Source organism: Pseudomonas sp. 51_B, from assembly GCF_017491595.1.
GTDB classification, from domain to species: Bacteria; Pseudomonadota; Gammaproteobacteria; order Pseudomonadales; family Pseudomonadaceae; genus Aquipseudomonas; species Aquipseudomonas promysalinigenes.
This window is the reverse complement of sequence record NZ_JAFGYW010000001.1, coordinates 585,107-606,448: the sequence shown is the minus strand read 5'-3', so window position 1 is coordinate 606,448 and position 21,342 is coordinate 585,107. Positions and strand designations below refer to the sequence as shown.

At 61.3% G+C, this 21,342-nt stretch carries 16 protein-coding genes; 9 read left to right on the top strand and 7 right to left on the bottom strand.

The genetic code is table 11. The features are described 5' to 3' along the window. Positions 1-44 precede the first annotated feature (44 nt). The 3 genes from topA (at position 45) to J5M56_RS02880 (ending at position 3,546) form a co-directional block, all read left to right on the top strand. The gene (topA, locus tag J5M56_RS02890; RefSeq protein WP_060476655.1) at positions 45-2,657 is read left to right on the top strand and encodes a type I DNA topoisomerase; all 2,613 of its coding nucleotides are present in this window, start codon (positions 45-47) and stop codon (positions 2,655-2,657) included. Positions 2,658-2,746: 89 nt separating this feature from the next. Beyond that, a complete protein-coding gene (locus J5M56_RS02885) occupies positions 2,747-3,262 on the top strand; it encodes a DUF6586 family protein (RefSeq protein ID WP_207869603.1) in 516 nt (171 codons plus the stop codon). A 50-nt stretch (positions 3,263-3,312) separates the two neighbouring features. Further along, on the top strand, positions 3,313-3,546 hold the full coding sequence (locus J5M56_RS02880) for a hypothetical protein (RefSeq protein ID WP_027919557.1): 234 nt from the start codon (positions 3,313-3,315) through the stop codon (positions 3,544-3,546). Between the two features lie 40 nt (positions 3,547-3,586). Here the strand turns inward: J5M56_RS02880 and sulA are convergent, their stop codons facing one another. Both sulA and lexA read right to left on the bottom strand, forming a co-directional pair. Continuing rightward, the gene (gene sulA, locus J5M56_RS02875; protein ID WP_207869601.1) at positions 3,587-4,063 is read right to left on the bottom strand and encodes an SOS-induced cell division inhibitor SulA; all 477 of its coding nucleotides are present in this window, start codon (positions 4,061-4,063) and stop codon (positions 3,587-3,589) included. A gap of 13 nt (positions 4,064-4,076) precedes the next feature. Continuing rightward, positions 4,077-4,685, bottom strand: coding sequence for a transcriptional repressor LexA (lexA, locus tag J5M56_RS02870; protein WP_060476658.1), 609 nt, complete (start codon positions 4,683-4,685; stop codon positions 4,077-4,079). 212 nt (positions 4,686-4,897) lie between these two features. Between lexA and J5M56_RS02865 the strand changes: the two genes are divergently transcribed. Both J5M56_RS02865 and nagZ read left to right on the top strand, forming a co-directional pair. After that, the gene (locus J5M56_RS02865; protein WP_060476659.1) at positions 4,898-5,605 is read left to right on the top strand and encodes a TetR/AcrR family transcriptional regulator; all 708 of its coding nucleotides are present in this window, start codon (positions 4,898-4,900) and stop codon (positions 5,603-5,605) included. Between the two features lie 201 nt (positions 5,606-5,806). Beyond that, entirely contained in the window at positions 5,807-6,805 is a 999-nt protein-coding gene (gene nagZ, locus J5M56_RS02860; RefSeq protein ID WP_207869651.1) for a beta-N-acetylhexosaminidase, read from the top strand. Positions 6,806-6,871: 66 nt separating this feature from the next. On the opposite strand, the gene J5M56_RS02855 is transcribed toward nagZ, so the two are convergent. The 3 genes from J5M56_RS02855 to mfd are packed head-to-tail and all read right to left on the bottom strand — an operon-like array spanning position 6,872 to position 14,216. After that, positions 6,872-10,180, bottom strand: a complete 3,309-nt coding sequence (locus J5M56_RS02855) for a DEAD/DEAH box helicase (RefSeq protein WP_207869599.1) — start codon at positions 10,178-10,180, stop codon at positions 6,872-6,874. A 4-nt stretch (positions 10,181-10,184) separates the two neighbouring features. After that, on the bottom strand, positions 10,185-10,757 hold the full coding sequence (locus J5M56_RS02850; protein ID WP_060476661.1) for a CsiV family protein: 573 nt from the start codon (positions 10,755-10,757) through the stop codon (positions 10,185-10,187). Positions 10,758-10,766: 9 nt separating this feature from the next. Continuing rightward, positions 10,767-14,216 carry a transcription-repair coupling factor gene (gene mfd / locus J5M56_RS02845; protein ID WP_207869597.1) on the bottom strand — a complete coding sequence of 1,150 codons (3,450 nt, stop codon included), beginning with the start codon at positions 14,214-14,216 and terminating at the stop codon, positions 10,767-10,769. A gap of 168 nt (positions 14,217-14,384) precedes the next feature. Here mfd and J5M56_RS02840 point away from each other — a divergent pair, with 168 nt between their 5' ends. The 3 genes from J5M56_RS02840 to sthA all read left to right on the top strand — a co-directional run bounded on the left by J5M56_RS02840 (position 14,385) and on the right by sthA (position 18,611). Continuing rightward, the gene (locus J5M56_RS02840) at positions 14,385-15,848 is read left to right on the top strand and encodes a glyceraldehyde-3-phosphate dehydrogenase (protein WP_060476662.1); all 1,464 of its coding nucleotides are present in this window, start codon (positions 14,385-14,387) and stop codon (positions 15,846-15,848) included. A 179-nt stretch (positions 15,849-16,027) separates the two neighbouring features. After that, positions 16,028-17,014, top strand: a complete 987-nt coding sequence (locus tag J5M56_RS02835) for an FAD:protein FMN transferase (protein WP_207869649.1) — start codon at positions 16,028-16,030, stop codon at positions 17,012-17,014. A gap of 202 nt (positions 17,015-17,216) precedes the next feature. Beyond that, complete coding sequence (gene sthA / locus J5M56_RS02830; RefSeq protein WP_060476663.1) at positions 17,217-18,611, top strand: Si-specific NAD(P)(+) transhydrogenase; 1,395 nt, start codon at positions 17,217-17,219, stop codon at positions 18,609-18,611. Positions 18,612-18,659: 48 nt separating this feature from the next. Here sthA and J5M56_RS02825 read toward each other — a convergent pair whose 3' ends face one another. Then, positions 18,660-19,376 (bottom strand): glycerophosphodiester phosphodiesterase family protein, encoded by a 717-nt coding sequence (locus J5M56_RS02825; protein WP_060476664.1) that lies wholly within the window; start codon positions 19,374-19,376, stop codon positions 18,660-18,662. Between the two features lie 32 nt (positions 19,377-19,408). Further along, the gene (locus J5M56_RS02820) at positions 19,409-19,993 is read right to left on the bottom strand and encodes a PilZ domain-containing protein (protein WP_060476665.1); all 585 of its coding nucleotides are present in this window, start codon (positions 19,991-19,993) and stop codon (positions 19,409-19,411) included. A 93-nt stretch (positions 19,994-20,086) separates the two neighbouring features. Between J5M56_RS02820 and J5M56_RS02815 the strand changes: the two genes are divergently transcribed. After that, positions 20,087-21,337 carry a lipoprotein-releasing ABC transporter permease subunit gene (locus tag J5M56_RS02815; protein ID WP_186476740.1) on the top strand — a complete coding sequence of 417 codons (1,251 nt, stop codon included), beginning with the start codon at positions 20,087-20,089 and terminating at the stop codon, positions 21,335-21,337. Positions 21,338-21,342 lie beyond the last annotated feature (5 nt).

The following is a 21,342-nucleotide window of genomic DNA, read 5'->3' as shown; positions in this document are numbered from 1 at the left end:
ACCTGACGCGTTTTTCATCTTCAGATTCAGGAATACTCCGATCCATGGGCAAATCGCTGGTCATTGTGGAATCCCCGGCCAAGGCCAAGACCATCAACAAGTACTTGGGCAACCAGTACGTGGTGAAGTCGAGTATCGGCCATATCCGAGACCTCCCCACCAGCGGTTCGGCCAGCGCAAGCAAAGAGCCGGCCGCCAAGCGTGGCAAGGCTGCTGCGGGTGAGGCTCCGGCGCTGTCGCCGAAAGAAAAGGCGCGTCGCCAGTTGGTAGCGCGCATGGGTGTCGACCCTGATCACGGCTGGAAGGCCAAATACGAGATCCTTCCCGGCAAGGAGAAGGTGATCGAAGAGCTCCGCCGCTTGGCCAAGGATGCCGACACCATCTATCTCGCAACCGACTTGGACCGCGAAGGGGAAGCCATTGCCTGGCACCTGCGCGAAGCCATCGGTGGTGACGACACCCGTTACAAGCGCGTGGTGTTCAACGAAATTACCAAGAAGGCGATTCAGGATGCGTTCTCGCAGCCTGGCGAGCTGGACATCGATCGTGTCAACGCCCAGCAGGCGCGGCGCTTCCTCGACCGCGTGGTGGGCTACATGGTTTCGCCCCTGCTGTGGGCGAAGATTGCCCGCGGCCTGTCAGCCGGCCGTGTGCAATCGGTGGCGGTGAAACTGGTGGTGGAGCGTGAGCGCGAGATTCGCGCGTTCGTCCCCGAAGAGTACTGGGAAGTGCATGCTGATCTGGGTACCGCCAAGAGCGCCAAGGTGCGTTTCGAAGTGGCCCGTGAGAATGGCGAGGCCTTCAAGCCGCTGAACGAAGCGCAAGCGATGGCCGCGCTGGAAAAACTCAAGGCTTCCAGCTACAGCGTGGTCAAGCGTGAAGACCGCCCCACCAGCAGTAAGCCGTCGGCTCCGTTCATCACCTCCACCTTGCAGCAGGCCGCGAGCAACCGCCTGGGCTTTGGGGTGAAGAAGACCATGATGATGGCCCAGCGTCTTTACGAAGCGGGCTACATCACTTACATGCGTACCGACTCGACAAACCTGTCCTCCGATGCCTTGGACATGGCGCGCAGTTACATCGAGCGCGAGTTCGGCAAGCAGTATCTGCCAGACGCACCCCTGGTGTATGGCAGCAAAGAAGGCGCCCAGGAAGCGCACGAGGCGATTCGCCCTTCCGACGTGAATACTCATCCGTCCAAGCTCAGCGGCATGGAGCGGGACGCCGAGCGTCTGTATGAGTTGATCTGGCGCCAGTTCCTTGCCTGCCAGATGCCGCCTGCGCAGTACCTGTCCACCAGCGTCACAGTGGCTGCAGGCGACTTCGAGCTGCGCGCCAAAGGCCGTATCCTCAAGTTCGACGGTTATACCCGTGTGCTGCCACAGCAAAGCAAGCCTGGCGAGGACGATGTGCTCCCAGAGATGGCCCAGGGCGAAGTGCTCAAACTGTTGCAACTCGATCCGAGCCAGCACTTCACCAAGCCGCCAGCGCGCTTCACCGAAGCTAGCCTGGTCAAGGAAATGGAAAAACGTGGGATTGGCCGCCCGTCTACCTATGCCGCGATCATCTCCACTATTCAGGACCGTGGTTACGTCACTCTGCACAATCGGCGCTTCTATTCCGAGAAGATGGGCGACATCGTGACCGAGCGCCTGTCGGAAAGCTTCTCCAACCTGATGGACTACGGCTTCACGGCCGACATGGAAGAGAACCTCGACGATGTGGCCCAGGGCGAGCGCGACTGGAAGAACGTACTGGATGAGTTCTACGGTGACTTCAGTAAGAAGCTGCTCAATGCCGAGTCTGCTGAGCATGGTATGCGTGCCAATCAGCCGACCATGACCAACATTCCGTGCAAGGAATGCGGTCGGCCGATGATGATACGCACCGCCTCTACCGGCGTTTTCCTTGGCTGTTCTGGTTATAGCCTGCCGCCCAAGGAGCGCTGCAAAGCCACCGTCAACCTGGTGCCCGGTGATGAAATTGCTGCGGACGATGAGGGCGAGTCGGAATCGCGCGTGCTATTGGGCAAGCACCGTTGCCCGATCTGCTCCACGGCCATGGATGCCTACCTGCTGGATGAGAAGCACAAGCTGCACATCTGCGGTAATAACCCAGATTGCCCAGGCTACGAGATCGAAGAGGGCAGCTACCGCATCAAGGGCTACGAGGGGCCGAGCCTGGAATGCGACAAGTGCGGCAGCGAAATGCAATTGAAAACTGGCCGCTTTGGCAAGTTCTTCGGGTGCACCAACCCTGCCTGCAAGAACACCCGCAAACTTCTGAAGAACGGTGAGGCTGCGCCGCCGAAGATGGACAAGGTGGACATGCCAGAGCTCAAGTGCGAGAAGGTCGACGATACCTACGTGCTGCGTGATGGTGCTTCAGGGCTGTTCCTGGCCGCTAGCCAGTTTCCGAAAAACCGTGAAACCCGTGCGCCCCTGGTGATGGAGATCGTGCCGCACAAGCACGAGATCGATCCTAAGTACCACTTCCTGTGCGACGCGCCACAGAAGGACCCAGATGGCCGTCCTGCGGTGATTCGCTACAGCCGCAAGACGAAAGAGCAATACGTGCAATCCGAAGTCGATGGCAAGCCGACAGGCTGGAAAGCGTTCTACGACGGCGGAGCTTGGAAGGTTGAAGACAAGCGCTGAAATTTCAGTGCGTGAATCAGGGCCGCTTTGCGGCCCTGATCATTTATGATGCATTGACCGGCCTTTTAGCCTTAGGGAGGTCATTCGAAATGGCCCAGGAACTCTACACCCGTACCAATCAGAAACTGTTCTTCGCAGGGCTGGCCCTTGAATCAATGGCCAAGGCTGAGCAAAGCCAGGCCATGAACGCTCAAGGCATGGTTCAGGCCGAACGAGAGTCAGCTTTGTTCCATCTTTATGGCGCACTGCTGGGTCTGTGTCATGAAATCGGTGGGTTCTATCGCCTGCCGGTGGTGGCGTCGGTCGAGCAGGCGCTGGATGACGACGCATTGAACTCTATCGCCATCCCGGAAGTGGCCGAGATGCTGGAGCTGGTTCGCCAGCGAGAAACCTGGTTGGCGCAATTGTTGAGTGCTTATAGTGATTTGTTCCGACCACCGGTCGCCATCAAAGCACCGAAAACCGATGTCACCCAGCCGCTGATACAGGCCGTGAATCTCGACAAGGCTGAGCCTGCGGTGCTTTCCAGGGAGGTGCTGGAAAGCTGGCGCAACGATCTTAAAGGCTTGGTGAGGCGTTTTCGCGACGCGTTGAGTGAGTGCTGATCACCGCAGTGGCTGTTACACTAGCAGCCTTTCGTGGAGAACTGCCCTATATGTCTACGTCGTTTCTGGAAATTGTCGAGTTGCCTGATGGCCGTATCGAGCTGCGTCGCGCCGAGGATGAAGGCTCCCTGGTAACCCTGGATTTTTCGGAAGACGCCAAGGCGTTTTTGCAGGGCCAACACGTCGAAGTCGCTAAAGCCATGTTGAGCGTTGGGGTACAGATGGCAGGTCGGCTAGTGGATGGCGAGCTGGAACGCGACGAAGGGCCGCGTGTACTGCACTGACGCCTCTACTCGTATAGCGCTATAGACAAAAGCCTGAATGTCAGCCGAGGCGGACGTTCAGGCTTTTTGCGTTTCCAGTGCTGGCGGCACGCAGCAGTTGTTGGCGAGCAGTCGCATTGACGCAGCCAAGCCAGCTGACCACCGTGTGGCTATGGCCCAGGCGCAGGGCTTGGCAGGCCAATTGAAGCGCGCTTTGATTGCCGTTCGGTTGCAGCAGCAGAATGCGTTCGCGGTTCAACCCGGCATCCCGTAGCCAGGCCTGGGTGAGACTGGCGGGAGGAGCGATCAGCGTCAACCAGCGGGCTTCGGCCTCTTCGCTCAGTTCGCGTAACACCGGTGCCAGCAGGTTATGGCAATGTTCTGGGGCGCCACGCAGTGTCAGTTCACTGAAAAGCTCAGGATGGCTGTGCTTGCGTACCTGCTGACTGGCCTTTAGCCCTGGCAGGACTGGCTGGGCCAGGAACGCTTCGAACAGCGGAAGCTGGACTTGCTGATGTGCTTGAATGGACTGCTGCATGACGCCTCCTGGATCAGCGACGAATGACACCGACACTCAAACCCTCGATCACCAGTTCCTGTTCTTTCAGGTCGACTTCGATGGGGGCGAACTCGGGGTTTTCAGCGATCAGCCAGACCTTGCTGCCTTCACGCTTGAAGCGCTTGACGGTCACCTCATCGCCGATACGAGCAACGACGATCTGGCCGTTGCGGGCCTCGCGACATGTGTGTACTGCCAGCAGGTCGCCGTCAAAAATGCCGACGTCCTTCATGCTCATGCCATGCACACGCAATAAATAGTCGGCTCGAGGGTGGAAGAAGGCCGGGTTGATGTTGCAGGATTGCTCGATATGCTGCTCGGCAAGGATCGGTGCGCCGGCAGCCACCCGGCCAATGATCGGCAAGCCGTTCTCTTCGGCTTTAGCCTCGACGCCCGGGATCCGGATGCCGCGGGAAGCCCCTGGGGTCATCTCGATAGCGCCTTTACGGGCGAGAGCTTTAAGATGCTCCTCGGCGGCATTGGGCGATTTGAAACCCAGCTCCTGAGCGATTTCCGCGCGGGTGGGGGGAAAGCCGTTTTCTTCGAGGCAGCGTTTGATGAAGGCCAGGATCTCGGCTTGGCGTGGCGTCAGTTTCAACATGGCGGGCGCTCTGTCTTTTTATACAGTGACTGGGATTATATACAGTACTGGATGCGCTGCAAGCACAATGAACCCTAAATGGTGCAGCAATGCGCTTGCAGCTCTTGGTCAAGCGCTTTTAAATGGCGACCGCCCAGTCACCGAGCCTTGACAGGAGCAGGTCTGAAACGTATGTTTCAAACACCTGTTTGTCTCTGTCTGGCGGAGTTGTGATGGCCCAATCTGAAACCGTGGAACGCATTCTCGATGCTGCCGAGCAGTTGTTCGCGGAAAGAGGCTTTGCGGAAACCTCACTGCGGCTGATCACCAGCAAGGCGGGGGTCAATCTGGCAGCGGTGAACTACCACTTCGGCTCGAAGAAGGCGCTGATCCAGGCGGTCTTCTCGCGTTTTCTCGGGCCGTTCTGCGCAAGCCTGGAGCGTGAACTGGAACGCCGTCAGGCAAAGCCTGAACAAAAGCCCAGCCTTGAAGAACTACTTGAAATGCTCGTGGAGCAGGCGCTGGTCGTGCAGCCTCGCAGCAACAACGATCTGTCGATTTTCATGCGTTTGCTGGGCCTGGCTTTCAGTCAGAGCCAAGGCCACTTGCGCCGCTATCTTGAAGATATGTACGGCAAGGTGTTCCGCCGCTACATGCTGTTGGTCAACGAAGCCGCGCCGCGCATTCCTCCGCTCGAGTTGTTCTGGCGTGTGCACTTCATGCTGGGCGCCGCGGCTTTCAGCATGTCCGGGATCAAGGCACTGCGCGCCATTGCCGAGACCGATTTTGGTATCAACACCTCCATAGAGCAGGTCATGCGCCTCATGGTGCCGTTCCTGGCTGCTGGCATGCGCGCCGACAGCGGAGTCACCGATAGCGCCATGGCCAGCGCTCAACTGCGCCCCCGTAGCAAAACCGGTAGCTCGACGGTCAAGGCCTAAGGGTGCGCGAGGCAGGGCGCTTGAGCTAAGCTAGCGCCCATGCCTGACCCCTTCGCTGCACGTACCCCATCGTCTGACAGTGCTTTTGCGGCTTTGCCCAAGGGCTGTATGCGTGCGCCTGACTGGTTCGGCCTTGCATCCTTTGCAAGGCGCGTCCAGTGTCTTTGTTCTCGTAATTAAGGATTGCCCATGACTGCCAGCCTGCAAGGCTCTCTAATGGTAGATATCGCCGGTAAGTGGCTGACTGCCGAGGACCGCATGCTCCTGCGCCAGCCGCAAGTGGCCGGCCTGATCATCTTCGCCCGCAACATCGACAGCCCTCGCCAAGTGCGCGAGCTTTGCGCTTCGATCCGCGCCATCCGCCCTGACCTGATACTTGCGGTCGATCAGGAGGGCGGGCGTGTACAGCGTCTGCGCCAGGGCTTCGTGCGCCTGCCTGCGATGCGCGCCATTGCTGATAATGCCAATGCCGAGTATTTGGCCGAGCAGTGCGGTTGGTTGATGGCGACCGAGGTGTTGGCTGTTGGTCTGGATTTAAGCTTCGCCCCAGTGCTGGACCTGGACCACCAGCGCAGCGCGGTGGTTGGCAGCCGTGCATTCGAGGGCGATCCGCTGCGTGCTATGCAGTTGGCTGGCGCATTCATCCGCGGCATGAACGCTGCGGGCATGGCAGCCTGTGGCAAGCATTTCCCTGGGCATGGTTGGGCTGAGGCCGATTCGCACGTGGCGATCCCGGTCGACGAGCGCAGCCTGGATCAGTTGCGCCAAGCCGATCTGGTGCCATTCTCTCGGCTAAGCGGGCAGTTGGCTGCTGTGATGCCTGCGCATGTCATCTATCCGCAGGTAGACAACCAGCCGGCAGGGTTCTCGCGGCGCTGGCTGCAGGGCATCCTGCGCGGCGAGCTGGGCTTTGAGGGGGTCATTTTCAGTGACGATCTGTCCATGGCTGGCGCGCACGTGGTGGGTGATGCTGCCAGCCGTATCGAGGCGGCTCTGAGCGCCGGTTGCGACATGGGCCTGGTGTGCAATGATCGGGCGGCGGCCGAGTTGGCACTGACCGCGGCGCAGCGTTTGAAGGTCAAGCCGTCGCCGCGCATCGCGCAGATGCGCGGGCGTGGTTTTGCCCGCACCGATTATCGCCAGCAGCCGCGTTGGCTTGAGGCGTTGGGTGTCTTGAGAGATGCGCAGCTGGTTGATTGATCGATGCTCAAAGCGGGCCTGCCCTAGCGGGGTCATCTGCCTAGGTCGGCAGGCGTTGTAGCGGGCCTAGCGGCCCCGCTTGCCGGGCAGCGGGGCAAACAGTGCCTCGATTTCTTCATCGCCCAGACGCCAATGCCCCGCCTGGCCACCATCGAGCAGGCTCGCCGCGAGTGAGGCCTTTTCTTGCTGCAGCGCCTGGATCTTTTCTTCCACCGTGCCTCGGGTAATCAGCTTGAAGACGAACACCGGCTTGTCCTGACCGATACGGTAGGCGCGGTCAGTCGCCTGGTTCTCGCTGGCTGGGTTCCACCACGGGTCGAAGTGGATCACGGTGTCGGCCCTGGTAAGGTTCAGCCCCACTCCACCGGCCTTGAGGCTGATCAGGAACACCTCGCTTTCACCTTGCTGGAATTGCTGCACTGGAGTACGCCGGTCGCGGGTTTCGCCGGTAAGCAAGCTATAGCGGATTTTGCGCTTATCGAGTTCTTGCTCGATAAGCGCCAGCATGGAGGTGAACTGTGAGAACAGCAGCACCCGACGGCCCTCACTCAGAAGCTCATCAAGCATCTCCAGTAACGCACCAAGTTTACCTTTGTCGGCTTGGTTGCCCTTTGTCTCGACACCTTTGACCAGCCGCAGGTCGCAGCATACCTGGCGCAGTTTGAGCAGAGCATCGAGGATCACGATCTGGCTGCGCGATGCGCCATTGCGCGCGATTTCGTCGCGGACTTTTTTGTCCATGGCAACGCGCACCGCTTCGTAAGTGTCGCGCTGGGCATCACTGAGATCGACCCAGTGCACCATCTCGGTCTTGGCTGGCAGCTCGGTGGCCACTTGCTCCTTGGTACGGCGCAGCAGGAAAGGTCGCACTCGGTTGGCCAAGTGCGCCAGGCGTTCGGTGTCGGCGTGGCGTTCGATTGGGTTACGGTAATCCTGGTTGAAGCGCTTCACGTCGCCCAGCCAGCCAGGCATCAGGAAGTTGAAGATCGACCACAGTTCGCCCAGGTTGTTTTCCATTGGTGTGCCGGTCAGGCACAAGCGTTGGTTGGCCAGCAGTTCACACACGGCCTGGGCGGCCTTGCTGGTACTGCTCTTGATGTTCTGCGCCTCGTCCAGCACCAGCACATGCCAGGCTTGCGCGCGCAGTTGCTCAAGGTCCCGAGGAACCAAGGCGTAGGTCGTCAATATCAGGTCGTACTCCTGCAGCTCGGCGAAATGCTTACTGCGGCCGGGGCCGTGCAGGGCTAGCACGCGAAGGTTTGGAGCAAAGCGCTTGGCTTCGTCCAGCCAGTTAGGCACCAGGCTGGTAGGCATCACCGCCAGTGCCGGGGCGTTCAAGCGCCCTGACTGTTTTTCCAGCAGCAGGTGGGCCAGAGTCTGCAGGGTCTTGCCCAGCCCCATGTCATCGCCAAGGATGCCGCCGGTGCCCATTTCACGTAGCGCCTGAAGCCAGTTCAGACCTTGCTGCTGGTAAGGGCGCAGGCTGGCCTTGAGCCCGCTCGGCACTTCGACCTGCAGGTCGCGGGCATCACGAAGGCGCCGACCGAGATCGCGTACGTGGGCGCCGCCCTCCCAGTGCAGGGGCAGGTGATCGATGTCGTTCAGGCGTGCGGCATCGGCGCGATCCAGGCGTAGGGTTGGGCCGACCGCGTCCTCATGTAGATAAAGCTCACCCAAGGTGCCCATGACAGCCTTGATGCGGCCGTAGGGCAGCGCGACGCGTAACGCTGGGCTGTCCAGGCGCCCGCGATTGAGGTCGATCAGCAGGTGTTCGTCGTCGCTGCGCCGCGCCAGCTCGCTAGGGCGCAACAGCTCAGGATTGTTTCGCAGCAACTGCAGCACGATCGGCAATAGGCTGTGGCGCTGGCCTTCGACCACGATCCCCAGCTCCAGGTCGAACCATTCGTGGCCAGGCGCTTCGTCGATACTGGCGTACCAGTCGTCCACCTCCTGCAGGTTGAAGGCGAAGTCGCGGTGTATATCGATCTCCCAGCCCGCCTCGCGTAGGCGTGGCAAACCATCGCGGGCGAAGCGCAGCCAGGCTTCGTCGTCGGGCAGTTGCAACATTTCACCCGCGCTGTCGGGTAAGGCCTTGCTCTGGCGGGTGGCAGGTTTGAAGCCCAGGTCACGCAGCACCTTGCGTATGGCCTGCTCGGCCTGGGGCTGGCGGCGGATGCGCTGGCTGGTGGCCGCGACCAGTCGAGTCAGTGGCTTGTCATCGTTGCCCGTGGCGCGCAACCCATCGTAGTCGAATGCCAGTGCGGCGCGGTGTTGCATCTGCCGTTGCATGCGGCCGGTCTTGGGCATGTAGGCGCTGAATTCCAGGCTGCCCAGCGTCAGGTGGGGCCGGGGTTGCAGGTCGTCGACCCATTGTTCGCTCAGTGTGGTCGGGGTGGGCAGTTGGTGGTTCAAGGCATTGAGCTTGTGGCTGAGTGGCACGACGAGGTGTTCCGGGATATCGGGAGCGATGGTCAGTTGCAGAGCGATGTGCGGATCGAGATTGTGTTCGAGCCTGCCAACTTCGCCGTTGATGATGTCCAGGTAGTACAGCGGCACAAGCGCAATCACGCAGTTGAGCGGGGTTTGGCCGTGATACCAGACCCCTCGATAGTAGCCATTTTCCAAGCGCACCCAGCGAAATTCCGCCGTCAGCGTGGTGCCTTCGCGCAGCAGTGGCATGTTATCGAGGCAGAGCAGCCGTTCGGTATCCAGCATGCGCTGGAACAGCTCGCCGCCTTCCTGGCCCTTGAGCGAGTAACCCCGCTCTTGGTTGCCATTCTGGTTGAGCGCCGAAAGCAAGCGCAGAATGCGCAGGTCTTCTCCCTTCACGAAACTTGGAGGGTTGTAAAGCAATTCGTAAAGTGACTGCACACGGCTAAAGCGCAGGCCTTGTTCTTCGCGTATGCCTTTACGCACCCGCACGGCGCAACCCGGCTCATCGCTCAAGACAATCTGGTAGCAGACCATGCGCCCGCGCTTGTCGGGTGCATCGCCAGACGCCTGGTTTGGGGGCTCGAGGCTGTTGAGCCAGTGCTGCAAATTGGCAGGCAGTGCGTTATCGTCATGCCGGGCTATGGCGTCAGACTCGCCTAGAACCAACAGGGCCGCCGCGCAATGCTTGCAGTTTTGCCCCACCGGGCAGCTGCATTGGCCACGTACATGACAACGCCCAGCAATAGCGGTGAGGGTGATTTTCTGGCGGTAACGGCTATTCCCGCTGCCGCTGCAACTGGCCTCGATGAGCGGGCCACTACATTGTTCGATTTTGACGCGGCCCTCTTGGGCGTAGCGCGCGCCGCGTTGCAGTACCGCTTCGGAGAACGACTGGACCCAATTCGGATACTCGTGCAGCAATTGCAGAGCGGCGCGGCTCATGAGGTCACTGCTCCATCATCTCCGGATCCATCGCGGGCATTTTCGGCGTACCCGGCGGCGTGATTTTCAGCAGCAGCGCCAGGTGGCCGCCATCAAGGAAGGTCAGCTGACCGCCTTTGATGGTGCTGTTGCTCTGCTTGAATTGCTCGCTCTGCAGCACATTGCCGTTACTGTCGAGCTGGTTGACCCAGAGGTTAGCAGCCACGGCAATGAAGCGCCCTTGGGTGATGGTCAGGTTGCCTTCGATGGGGAAGTGCCCGAACTGCTCTGCACCGTCGCCCAGGGCAACGCGGCTTGGTTCGCTGCCCACTGCTTGCTGCCAAGCCTTGTGCAGCAGCACGGTATAGTCGGCAGTGGCTTGCAGGCGAGTGGCTTCGTCCTTGAGCGCAGGTGGGCGTTCGGCGTCCTTGGCCAGGCGTGGGGCGCCTGCGCTCCAATCCTCCGGGGCGAAGGGGCTGGTGAAGGCAGGCACGTTGTTCTGCCGCACCAGCATCATTTCTACCTGATACATCCCTTCGGCGAAGGCCCCTGGCGCGAACAGCGCCAGCAGCAGGGTCAGGCAACGGATGGCACGCATGGATCTTCCTTATGCAGGCTGTGGAGTCAGGCGCTCGAACAGCGCCTCCAGGGTGTTGAAGCGTTCGTCTGGGCGTTCCATCGGGACCAGGAAGCGGAACTGCGTGGCGCCTTCGAATTTGTAACGTTTGGGCTGGCTCTGGATCAGCTTGATCAGGGTCAGTGGGTCGACCGGGGTCTCGGCCTCGAACTCGATCTTGCCGCCGTTGGGGCCTGCGTCGACCTTCTTGATGCCCAGCGCTTCTGCCTGCAGCTTCAGCTGAGTCAGGCGCATCAGGTTCTTGGTCGGCTCAGGCAGCAGGCCGAAGCGGTCGATCATTTCTACCTGCAGATCCTTCAGGCCTTCTTCGTCGGCCGCCGAAGCGATGCGCTTGTAGAGGATCAGCCGCGCGTGCACATCAGGCAGGTAGTCTTCGGGAATCAGCGCCGGCAGGCGCAGATTGATCTCCGGCCCACCGCCCAGGGGTTGTTCGAGGTTGGGCTGGGTGCCCTTGCGGATGGCCTTGACCGCGCGCTCGAGCATTTCCATGTAGAGGGTGAAACCGACGGCCTGGATCTGCCCACTCTGACCTTCGCCGAGCAGCTCGCCAGCACCACGAATCTCCAGGTCGTTGGTCGCCAGCACGAAGCCTGCGCCCAGGTCCTGGGTGTTGGCGATGGCCTCCAGGCGCTTTTCGGCGTCGGCGCTGATCTTCTGCCGCTGTGGGGTGAGCAGGTAGGCGTAGGCCTGGTGGTGGCTGCGACCGACCCGGCCGCGCAACTGGTGCAACTGGGCCAGGCCGAACTTGTCGGCGCGCTCGATGACGATCGTGTTGGCGCTGGGCACGTCGATGCCGGTTTCGATGATGGTCGAGGCGATCAGCACGTTGAAGCGCTTGTGGTAGAAATCGCTCATCACCTGTTCCAGTTCGCGCTCGCGCATCTGCCCGTGGCCGACGCCGATTCGCGCCTCTGGCACCAATTCGGCCAGGTCGGCGGCGCATTTTTCGATGGTTTTCACATCGTTGTGCAGGTAATACACCTGGCCACCGCGCAGCAACTCACGCAGCAGGGCTTCCTTGACCGTGCTCTTGTTCTGTTCCATGACGAAGGTGCGCACCGACAGGCGCCGTGCTGGTGGCGTGGCGATGATCGACAGGTCGCGCATGCCCGCCACTGCCATGTTCAGCGTGCGCGGAATGGGCGTGGCGGTCAGGGTAAGAATGTCCACTTCGCTGCGCAGGGCCTTGAGCTGTTCTTTCTGGCGCACGCCAAAGCGGTGTTCCTCATCGATGATCGCAAGGCCCAGGTCCTTGAAGCGCACATCATCCTGCAGCAGCTTGTGGGTGCCGATCAGGATGTCGATCTTGCCTTCGGCAAGGTCCGCGGCGGCTGCAGCCACTTCTTTGGCCGACTTGAAGCGGCTCATCACTTCGACCTTAACCGGCCATTCGGCGAAGCGGTCACGGAAGCTGTTGTAGTGCTGTTGGGCGAGCAGGGTGGTTGGCACCAGTACCGCCACTTGGCGACCACTGTGTACTGCGATGAAAGCAGCGCGCATGGCCACTTCGGTCTTGCCGAAACCGACGTCGCCGCACACCAGCCGATCCATCGGCTTGGGCGCCAGCATATCGGCCCGCACCGCCTCGATGGCCGCTTGCTGGTCGGGGGTCTCCTCAAACGGGAAACCTGCGCTGAAGGTGGCGTAGTCGGCGGCTGGGTCGGCAAAGGCGTAACCCTTGCGCGCGGCGCGGCGGGCGTAGATGTCGAGCAACTCGGCGGCCACGTCGCGCACCTGTTCGGCGGCCTTGCGCTTGGCTTTCTGCCAGGCCTCGGAACCCAATCGGTGCAGCGGCGCCAGGGCATCATCGCTGCCGGTGTAGCGGGCGATAAGATGCAAGTTGGCCACTGGCACATACAGCTTGGCGCCCTCGGCATACTCCAGAGTGAGGAACTCGGCGGCCTGGCCGTCGATTTCCAGCGTAGCCAGGCCCAGGTAGCGGCCCACACCGTGGTCGATGTGCACCACCGGCGCGCCTTCACGCAGTTCTGTGAGGTTCTTGATGACCGCGTCGTTGGCCGCCTCGCCGCGTTTTTCACGGCGCCGGCGCTGCATGACGCGTTGGCCGAACAGTGGGCTTTCGGCTACCAGGGCAATGGCTGGGTCGTCCAGCACCAGCCCATCGTCCAGTGGCGCAATGGTGATCGCCAGGCGCTCGCTGCCGGTGATGAAGTCGGTCCAGCTGTCGACCGACTGCGGGCGCACCTTGAGGCGTTCAAGCAGTTCCAGCAGCACTTCGCGCCGGCCTGCCGACTCAGCGGTAAACAGCACGCGGCCGCTGAACTGGTCGAGAAACGCTGCCAGCGCCGCCAGCGGCTGGTTGGCCTTGGCCTCGATGGCCAGGTTGGGCAAGGCCCGCGCCGGGAAGCGTTCGCGCCCGGCACCCGGTTCGATGTCGTCGCCACTGACCACCACCCGCGGCCACTGCTTGAGTTGGGCGAAACAGTCTTCCACGGGCAGGAACAGCTCGGCCGGTGGCAGCAATGGGCGAGTCAGGTCGCCTCGACGCTCTTCATAGCGCCCGCGCACATCGTTCCAGAAGTGCTCGGCGGCCTGTTCCACACCCGGCAGCGAGAACACTTGAGTGTCGGTGGGCAGATAGTCGAACAGGGTCGAGGTTTCTTCGAAGAACAGCGGAAGGTAGTACTCGATGCCGGCCGGGATGATGCCGCTGGCAAGGTCCTGGAAAATCGCGCTGCGGCGAAAGTCCACATCGAAGCGCTCGCGAAAACGCGCCTTGAAACGGGTGACCTCTTCTTTCTGCATCGGGAACTCGCGCGCCGGCAGCAGGCGGATCGAGTCGACCTTGTCGATCGAACGTTGAGTCTCCGGATCGAAGGTGCGCAGGGTTTCGATCTCGTCATCGAACAGGTCGATGCGATAAGGCAGCTTGCTGCCCATCGGGAACAGATCGATCAGCGCCCCGCGCACGGCGAACTCACCGTGCTCGTAGACCGTATCCACGCAGCGGTAGCCTGTGGCCTCCAGCCGCGTGCGCATCTGCTCGACGTCGATGGTCTGGCCAACATCCAGCACCAGGCTGCTGCCCAGCAGGAAGCGGGTCGGCGCCAAGCGGTGCAGGGCAGTGGTGATCGGCACTACCAGGATGCCGTGGCTCAGTTCCGGCAGCCGGTACAGGCTGGCGATGCGCTGGGAAATGATGTCCTGGTGCGGCGAGAAAAGGTCGTAAGGCAGGGTTTCCCAGTCGGGGAACGGCAAAACCGGCAGGTCCGGGGCGAAGAAGCGTAGCTCCTGCTCCAGCCTGTCGGCCGCCTGGCTGTCGGCGGTCAGTAGCAGGGTGAAACGGCCAGCGCTGCTGGCGGCTTCGGCGATGGCCAGGCTAAGGGCGGCCCCGGGCAGGTTGCCCCAGGTTTGTTTGCCGGCCGTGGCCGACATTTGCGGTAGGCGCAGAACTGACACGGGAGATCGCACTCCAAGCGTTGCGGCAAAGAGGTCGATTGTACCGGTGGCGGTGGCGGCTGTCAGGCTCCGTAGGCCATCAACAGCAGGCTTTGCCATCGGCGACAGGCGCTCATTGCCGGTTACGCGCTGGGGCGTCATAATGTAGCCCCTTTTTTCTGTCCCTACATGTGGAAGGTTCCCGTGACTCAGAAGCCCGACCAGTGTCTTGGTGAGTGGATCGATCGTGAAGCGCTCGCTGAAGCGATGATCCCGCTTATCGGTCAGCTCTACCGCAACAACAACGTGGTGAGCTCGATCTATGGCCGCAGCCTGATCAACCGTTCGGTTATCTCGATCCTCAAAGCCCACCGCTTTGCGCGTCACCGTCAAACCGACGAGACCGAACTGTCCGTACACGAGACATTCCCCCTGCTCAAGGCCATGAGCGAGCTGAAACTGGGCGCCGCTTCGGTCGACCTGGGCAAGCTGGCCAACAAGTTCAAGCAGGAAGGCAACGGCCGCACTGCCGAGCAGTTCGTCCGTGAAGAACTGGCCGAGGTGGTGGGCCAGCAGAACGCTTCGGCCCGCAAAGGTACCGACGTCGTGCTGTACGGTTTTGGCCGCATCGGCCGCCTGCTGGCGCGCATCCTGATCGAGAAGACCGGTGGTGGCGACGGTCTGCGTCTGCGCGCAATCGTGGTGCGCAAAGGCGCCGAGAACGACCTGGTCAAGCGGGCCAGCCTGCTGCGCCGTGACTCGGTACATGGCCCGTTCGATGGCACCATCACCATCGACGAAGCCAACAACACCATCACCGCCAACGGCAACCTGATCCAGATCATCTACGCAAAGAGCCCGAGCGAAGTCGACTACACCCAGTACGGCATCGAAAACGCGCTGATCGTCGACAACACCGGCGTGTGGCGTGATGCAGACGGCCTCGGCCAACACCTGGCCTGCCCGGGTGCTGCCCGCGTGATCCTCACCGCACCTGGCAAGGGCGCGCTGAAGAACATCGTGCACGGCATCAACCATGGCGATATCACGGCCGATGACAAGATCATCTCGGCTGCGTCCTGCACCACGAACGCCATCGTTCCGGTGCTCAAGGCCATCAACGATCAGTACGGCATCGTCAACGGCCATGTCGAAACCGTTCACTCGTTCACCAACGACCAGAACCTGATCGACAACTTCCACAAAGGTAGCCGTCGTGGCCGCGCCGCGCCGCTGAACATGGTCATCACCGAAACCGGCGCCGCCACTGCCGCCGCCAAGGCGCTGCCTGTGCTCAAGGGCAAGCTGACCGGCAACGCCATTCGTGTGCCGACGCCGAACGTTTCGATGGCCATTCTCAACCTGAACCTTGAGAAGCCGACCACCCGCGACGAGATCAACGAGTACCTGCGCCAGACCGCCATGCACTCTGAGCTGCACAAGCAGATCGACTACGTCAGCTCCCAGGAAGTGGTTTCGACCGACTTCGTCGGTTCCCGCCACGCGGGCGTCGTCGATGCCGAGGCGACCATTGCCAATGACAATCGCGTTGTTCTGTACGTGTGGTACGACAACGAGTTCGGTTACAGCTGCCAGGTCGTGCGTGTGATGGAAGACATGTCGGGTGTGAACCCGCCAGCGTTTCCACGCTGATCCGCTTGTAAGGGCGTGAAAAAACGGGAACCTTCGGGTTCCCGTTTTTTTTGCTCGGCATTTTATTCCCTGTTCCGGCCGGTTCCCCAGGATCTCCATCAAGCCAGGGCTGTCAGTGATGTGTGTGCAAGCAGGATTGCCCACGGTTAGGCCAGTACAGGCATTAGAGAGCCCGAATGTTGCGCACCTTTTCACTGTTGATCTTGATGCTTCTGACCGCCTGCAATCAGGGGCCGACCGTGGAGCGCCTGAGCGGCCCGACCATGGGCAGTAGCTATAGCATCCAGTACGTGCGTGAGCCTGGTGGCCCGGCGCCGATCCAGGTTCAGAGTGCCGTCGAAACCCTTCTTGAGCAGGTCGATCAGCACTATTCGACCTATCGCAGCGACTCCACGGTCAGCCGTTTCAACCAGTTGCCTGGCCGCCAATGCATGGCCTTGCCGGCCGACATGCTCGAACTGGTCGGCTTCGGCCAGCACTTGGCCAAAATCAGTGACGGAGCGTTCGACCTCACTGTCGCGCCACTGCTCGAGCTATGGGGGTTCGGCCCTCGCGCTCACCATGAGCAGGTGCCTGACCCACAAGCCAGCGCCCAGGTCCAGCAGCGCATTGGCTACCGCCACCTGCGCGAAGAAGGCCCGGCATTGTGCAAGGACGCCCCTGTGCAGCTGGACTTCAACGCTATTGCCGCAGGCCTAGCGGTTGATCTGATCGCCGAACGCCTGGGGGCAATGGGGATAAACAGTTTCGTCGCCCAGGTCACCGGCGAGCTGAAAGCGGTAGGTCGCAAGCCCGACGGTAAGCGCTGGCGCGTCGTACTGGAACCGCCCGGCGAAGACCGCCAGATCATCTCGGTCGATGGCCTGGGAGTTTCGACCTCGGGTGACTATCGCCACTATTTCCAGCAGAATGGCCGGCGCTATTCGCATACCTTCGACGCCAGGCTGGGGCGCCCGGTCGAGCATGACCTTGCGTCGGTCACGGTGCTCGCTGCCTCGGCGCTCGTGGCCGATGGTTATTCGACCTTGCTGTTGGTCCTGGGGCCCGAGCGTGGTTGGCGTTTTGCCTTGGCCCAGGATCTGGCTGCGGTTTTGGTGACTCGGGCCGAGGGTGGTTTCGTCTCCCGTGCGACGCCTGCATTCGAGCGGGCGGTGAAAGGCGATTGAAAGCGTTGGCAGGGATGATCGGCGCCACGGATCGGTGAATGACATGTAGTGCAGGCAAAATTGGCCTACGACGCGACCAAGGGTTAATGTGCGCGGCGTTCACGCTTGATTAGACTGCACCCGAATTTTCTCATGACGCCCCGGCGGCATGATCGAGTCCCGCGGGTAACCATAGCCCCGGGCCAGTTCTGAAGGAGTACGCATGGCTGTCTACAACTACGACGTAGTGGTGCTGGGTTCCGGCCCGGCCGGTGAAGGCGCGGCAATGAACGCCGCCAAAGCGGGGCGCAAGGTGGCAATGGTCGATAGCCGCCGTCAGGTCGGCGGCAACTGCACCCACCTGGGCACCATCCCGTCCAAAGCACTGCGTCACTCGGTGCGGCAGATCATGCAGTTCAACACCAACCCGATGTTCCGTGCCATCGGCGAGCCGCGCTGGTTCTCCTTCCCTGACGTGCTTAAAAGTGCCGAAAAGGTCATCGCCAAGCAGGTCGCCTCGCGCACCGGCTATTACGCCCGTAACCGCGTCGATGTGTTCGTAGGCACCGGCAGCTTCGCTGACGAGCAGACCGTGGAAGTGGTCTGCCCCAATGGCGTGGTCGAGAAGCTCAACGCCAAGCACATCATCATCGCTACTGGCTCGCGGCCCTATCGCCCGGCCGACATCGACTTCCACCACCCGCGCGTCTATGACAGCGACACCATCCTCAGCCTCAGCCACACCCCGCGCAAGCTGATCGTATACGGCGCCGGTGTGATCGGGTGCGAATATGCCTCGATCTTCAGTGGCCTGGGCGTGCTGGTGGAGCTTGTCGACAACCGTGGGCAGTTGCTGAGCTTCCTGGACTCGGAAATCTCCCAGGCGCTGAGTTACCACTTCAGCAACAACAACATCACGGTGCGCCACAACGAGGACTACGAGCGGGTCGAAGGCTTGGATAACGGTGTGATCCTGCACCTGAAGTCGGGCAAGAAGATCAAGGCCGACGCCTTGCTGTGGTGCAACGGCCGCACCGGCAACACCGACAAGCTGGGCCTGGAAAACATCGGTATCAAGGTCAACAGTCGTGGCCAGATCGAGGTTGACGAGGCTTACCGCACCAGCGTGCCGAACGTTTACGGCGCCGGTGACGTGATCGGCTGGCCGAGCCTGGCCAGTGCCGCCCATGACCAGGGCCGCTCGGCTGCCGGCAGTATCGTCGACAACGGCAGCTGGCGCTTCGTCAATGACGTGCCAACCGGGATCTACACCATCCCGGAGATCAGCTCGATCGGCAAGAACGAGCAGGAGCTGACCCAGGCCAAGGTGCCGTACGAAGTGGGCAAGGCCTTCTTCAAGAGCATGGCGCGCGCGCAGATTGCCGGTGAGCCACAGGGCATGCTGAAGATCCTGTTCCACCGCGAAACCCTGGAGATCCTCGGCGTGCACTGCTTCGGTTACCAGGCTTCGGAAATCGTTCACATCGGCCAGGCGGTCATGAGCCAGCCGGGCGAGCAGAACAACCTGAAGTACTTCGTCAACACCACGTTCAACTACCCGACCATGGCCGAAGCCTATCGGGTAGCTGCCTACGACGGCCTGAACCGGCTTTTTTGAGCGGCTCCGGCCGGTGGCCTGAGCCGGTCGGGGAGACCGATTTCAGCCCTACCCGAGGGTGGTCTTGGCCAAACCGGGAAAGTCTGTAATCAGGCTGTCCACGCCAAAATCAGCGAGCCGGCGCATCAGTGCCGGTTCGTTGACCGTCCACACCGATACATGCAAGCCCTGGTTCTGGGCCTTGAGCAGCCGCTCAGGGGTGCACAGCGTCCAGTTCAGCGCCAGCAGCTCACAGCCGTAGTTCTGCGCAACCTTCAGCGGGTCTAGCCAGGCATATTCGGCTACCAGCCCGCGCTTCACATCCGGTACCAGTTCCTGGGCCGCGCCCAGCACTTCCCTCGAACTCGAAGTGATGGTCACTTTGTCCAGCAGACCATGCTTGACCGCCAGCTCGCGAATCGCCAGCACGGTGGTGGCGGCGCGAGTACGCGAGGCACTCTTGACCTCCAGTTGCCAGTGCTCGAATGGGCACTTGTGGAACAGCTCTTCGAGTGTCGGGATAGGGCAGGGCTGAACGTGCCCGGGCCCGCCCTTGCGCGCATCTATCTTGATCAGTTCGGCGGCCGGGTGCTCGACCACTTTGCCGCGCCGCCCCGTGGTACGTTTCAGGGTAGGGTCGTGGATGACCATCAGCTCGTTGTCGGCCGACAGGTGCAAATCCAGTTCGCAGCGGTTCACGCCGTGGGACAGGCACTGCTGAAAGCTTTTGAGGGTATTTTCAGGGGCTTCGCCCTTGGCGCCGCGATGGCCGTAGATCAGGGTCACGTTCGTTCCTTCAAATCAGGGGTAAATAGGGCTCAGGAGGCGGGGCCATCTTGTTCCAGTTGCTGGCGCCGTTGCTGCTGTTGGCGCTGCAGGATGTAGCGTGCCAGCAGTTGCCGTTGGGCATCGGTCATGTCGATGAATTCGGTGCCGACTTCAAAATTGCCGTCAGGGCGCAGGTCGCAGTGGGTGACTTTGCCGCGCAGCAGCAAGCCGTGGGCGCGCGGCATCAGTACCATCTTCACCTTCACGCGGGTGCCGGGGGCGATCTGCCTAGCTTGCGCGAACTCGATGCCGCCCTCGGAAATAATCACTTTCTGTGGCTGGCCGATTTCGCCGAGCAGGGTTTGCGCTACTACTGCGCTCAGCAGGTCCAAGCGCTTGTTCTGAGCCCGCAGGAAAGCAGCCAGGGTGCGGTCCTTGTCGCTCAGCTGGCGCAACAGGTGCTGGGACTCGAAGTCGGACAGGTGCAATTCGCTGAGCAGGTTGAACAGTGGCGAATCATCCTGCAACAGTTCTGCCTCAAGGGCTTCGGCCGCGCTCAGGGGGCTGATTTCCAGTGCGATCCGATCTTCGATGCGGTAGTATTCGCGGCGATCTTCTTCGTCTAATGTCGTCATGGCGAACCCATGGTTGCGGCGGTGGTCCGAGTGTAAAGCCGCCGTAGGCGCCTCGCCACAAGGACGTTCCCTTTCATCCGAACAAGCCCCGACATGTTCAGACCTCTTTTCGCATTCATCGGTACGCGTTATACCCGTGCCAAGCGCCGTAACCATTTCGTCTCGTTCATATCCCTGACCTCGATGATCGGCCTCGCCCTGGGCGTGGTGGTGATGATCGTGGTGCTCTCGGTCATGAATGGCTTCGATCACGAGATGCGTACCCGCGTGCTGGGCATGATTCCCCATGCGACGCTAGAGAGTGGCCAGCCGATCAACGACTGGCCCGCTCTTGCTCAACAAGTAAAGCAGAATCCGCAGGTGCTGGCGGTTGCGCCGTATACGCAGATGCAGGGCCTGCTGACCCATGCCGGCAAGGTCCAGAAGGTATTACTCAACGGCATCGACCCGGCGCGCGAGCGCCAGGTGTCGATCATCGACAACTTCGTTCTGCAAGGTGGCCTCGACAAGCTGGCACCGGGGGAATGGGGCATCATGATCGGTGACAAGGCCGCGGCCAAACTGGGCGTGGCCATCGGTGACAAGCTCACCTTCGTCGCCCCCGAGGTCAGCGTGACCCCAGCCGGCATGTTCCCCCGCATGAAGCGGTTTACCGTGGTGGGTACCTTTCATGTGGGTGCCGGCGAAATCGACGGTTATCTGGGCCTGACCAACATCACCGACCTGTCACGGCTGCACCGCTGGAAGCCTGACCAGGTGCAGGGCCTGCGCCTGAAGTTCGACGACCTGTTCCAGGCGCCGCGTGTGGCCTGGAGCATCGCCCAGCAGTTGGGCGAAGAGCAATACTACAGCCGCGACTGGACGCGTACCCACGGCAATCTGTATCAGGCCATCCGCATGGAAAAGGCCATGATCGGCCTGCTGTTGCTGCTGATCGTCGCGGTGGCTGCGTTCAACATCATTTCCACCCTGGTGATGGTGGTCAACGATAAGCGCGGTGATATCGCCATCCTCCGTACGCTGGGCGCCACGCCTGGGCAGATCATGCTGATCTTCATGGTCCAGGGCACGGTGATCGGGGTGATCGGTACGCTGATCGGCGCGGTGGTCGGGATTGTCGCGGCGTTGAACGTGAGTGCGGCGATCGCTGGCATCGAGAAGCTGATCGGGCACAAGTTCCTCAACGCCGATGTGTATTTCATCGATTACCTGCCGTCGCAGATCCAGGCCCAGGACGTGTACATGGTCTGTGGTGCGGCGCTGGTCCTGAGTTTCTTCGCCACCCTGTACCCGGCCTGGCGTGCGGCCCGCACCCAGCCTGCAGAGGCGCTACGTTATGAGTGAGTCGC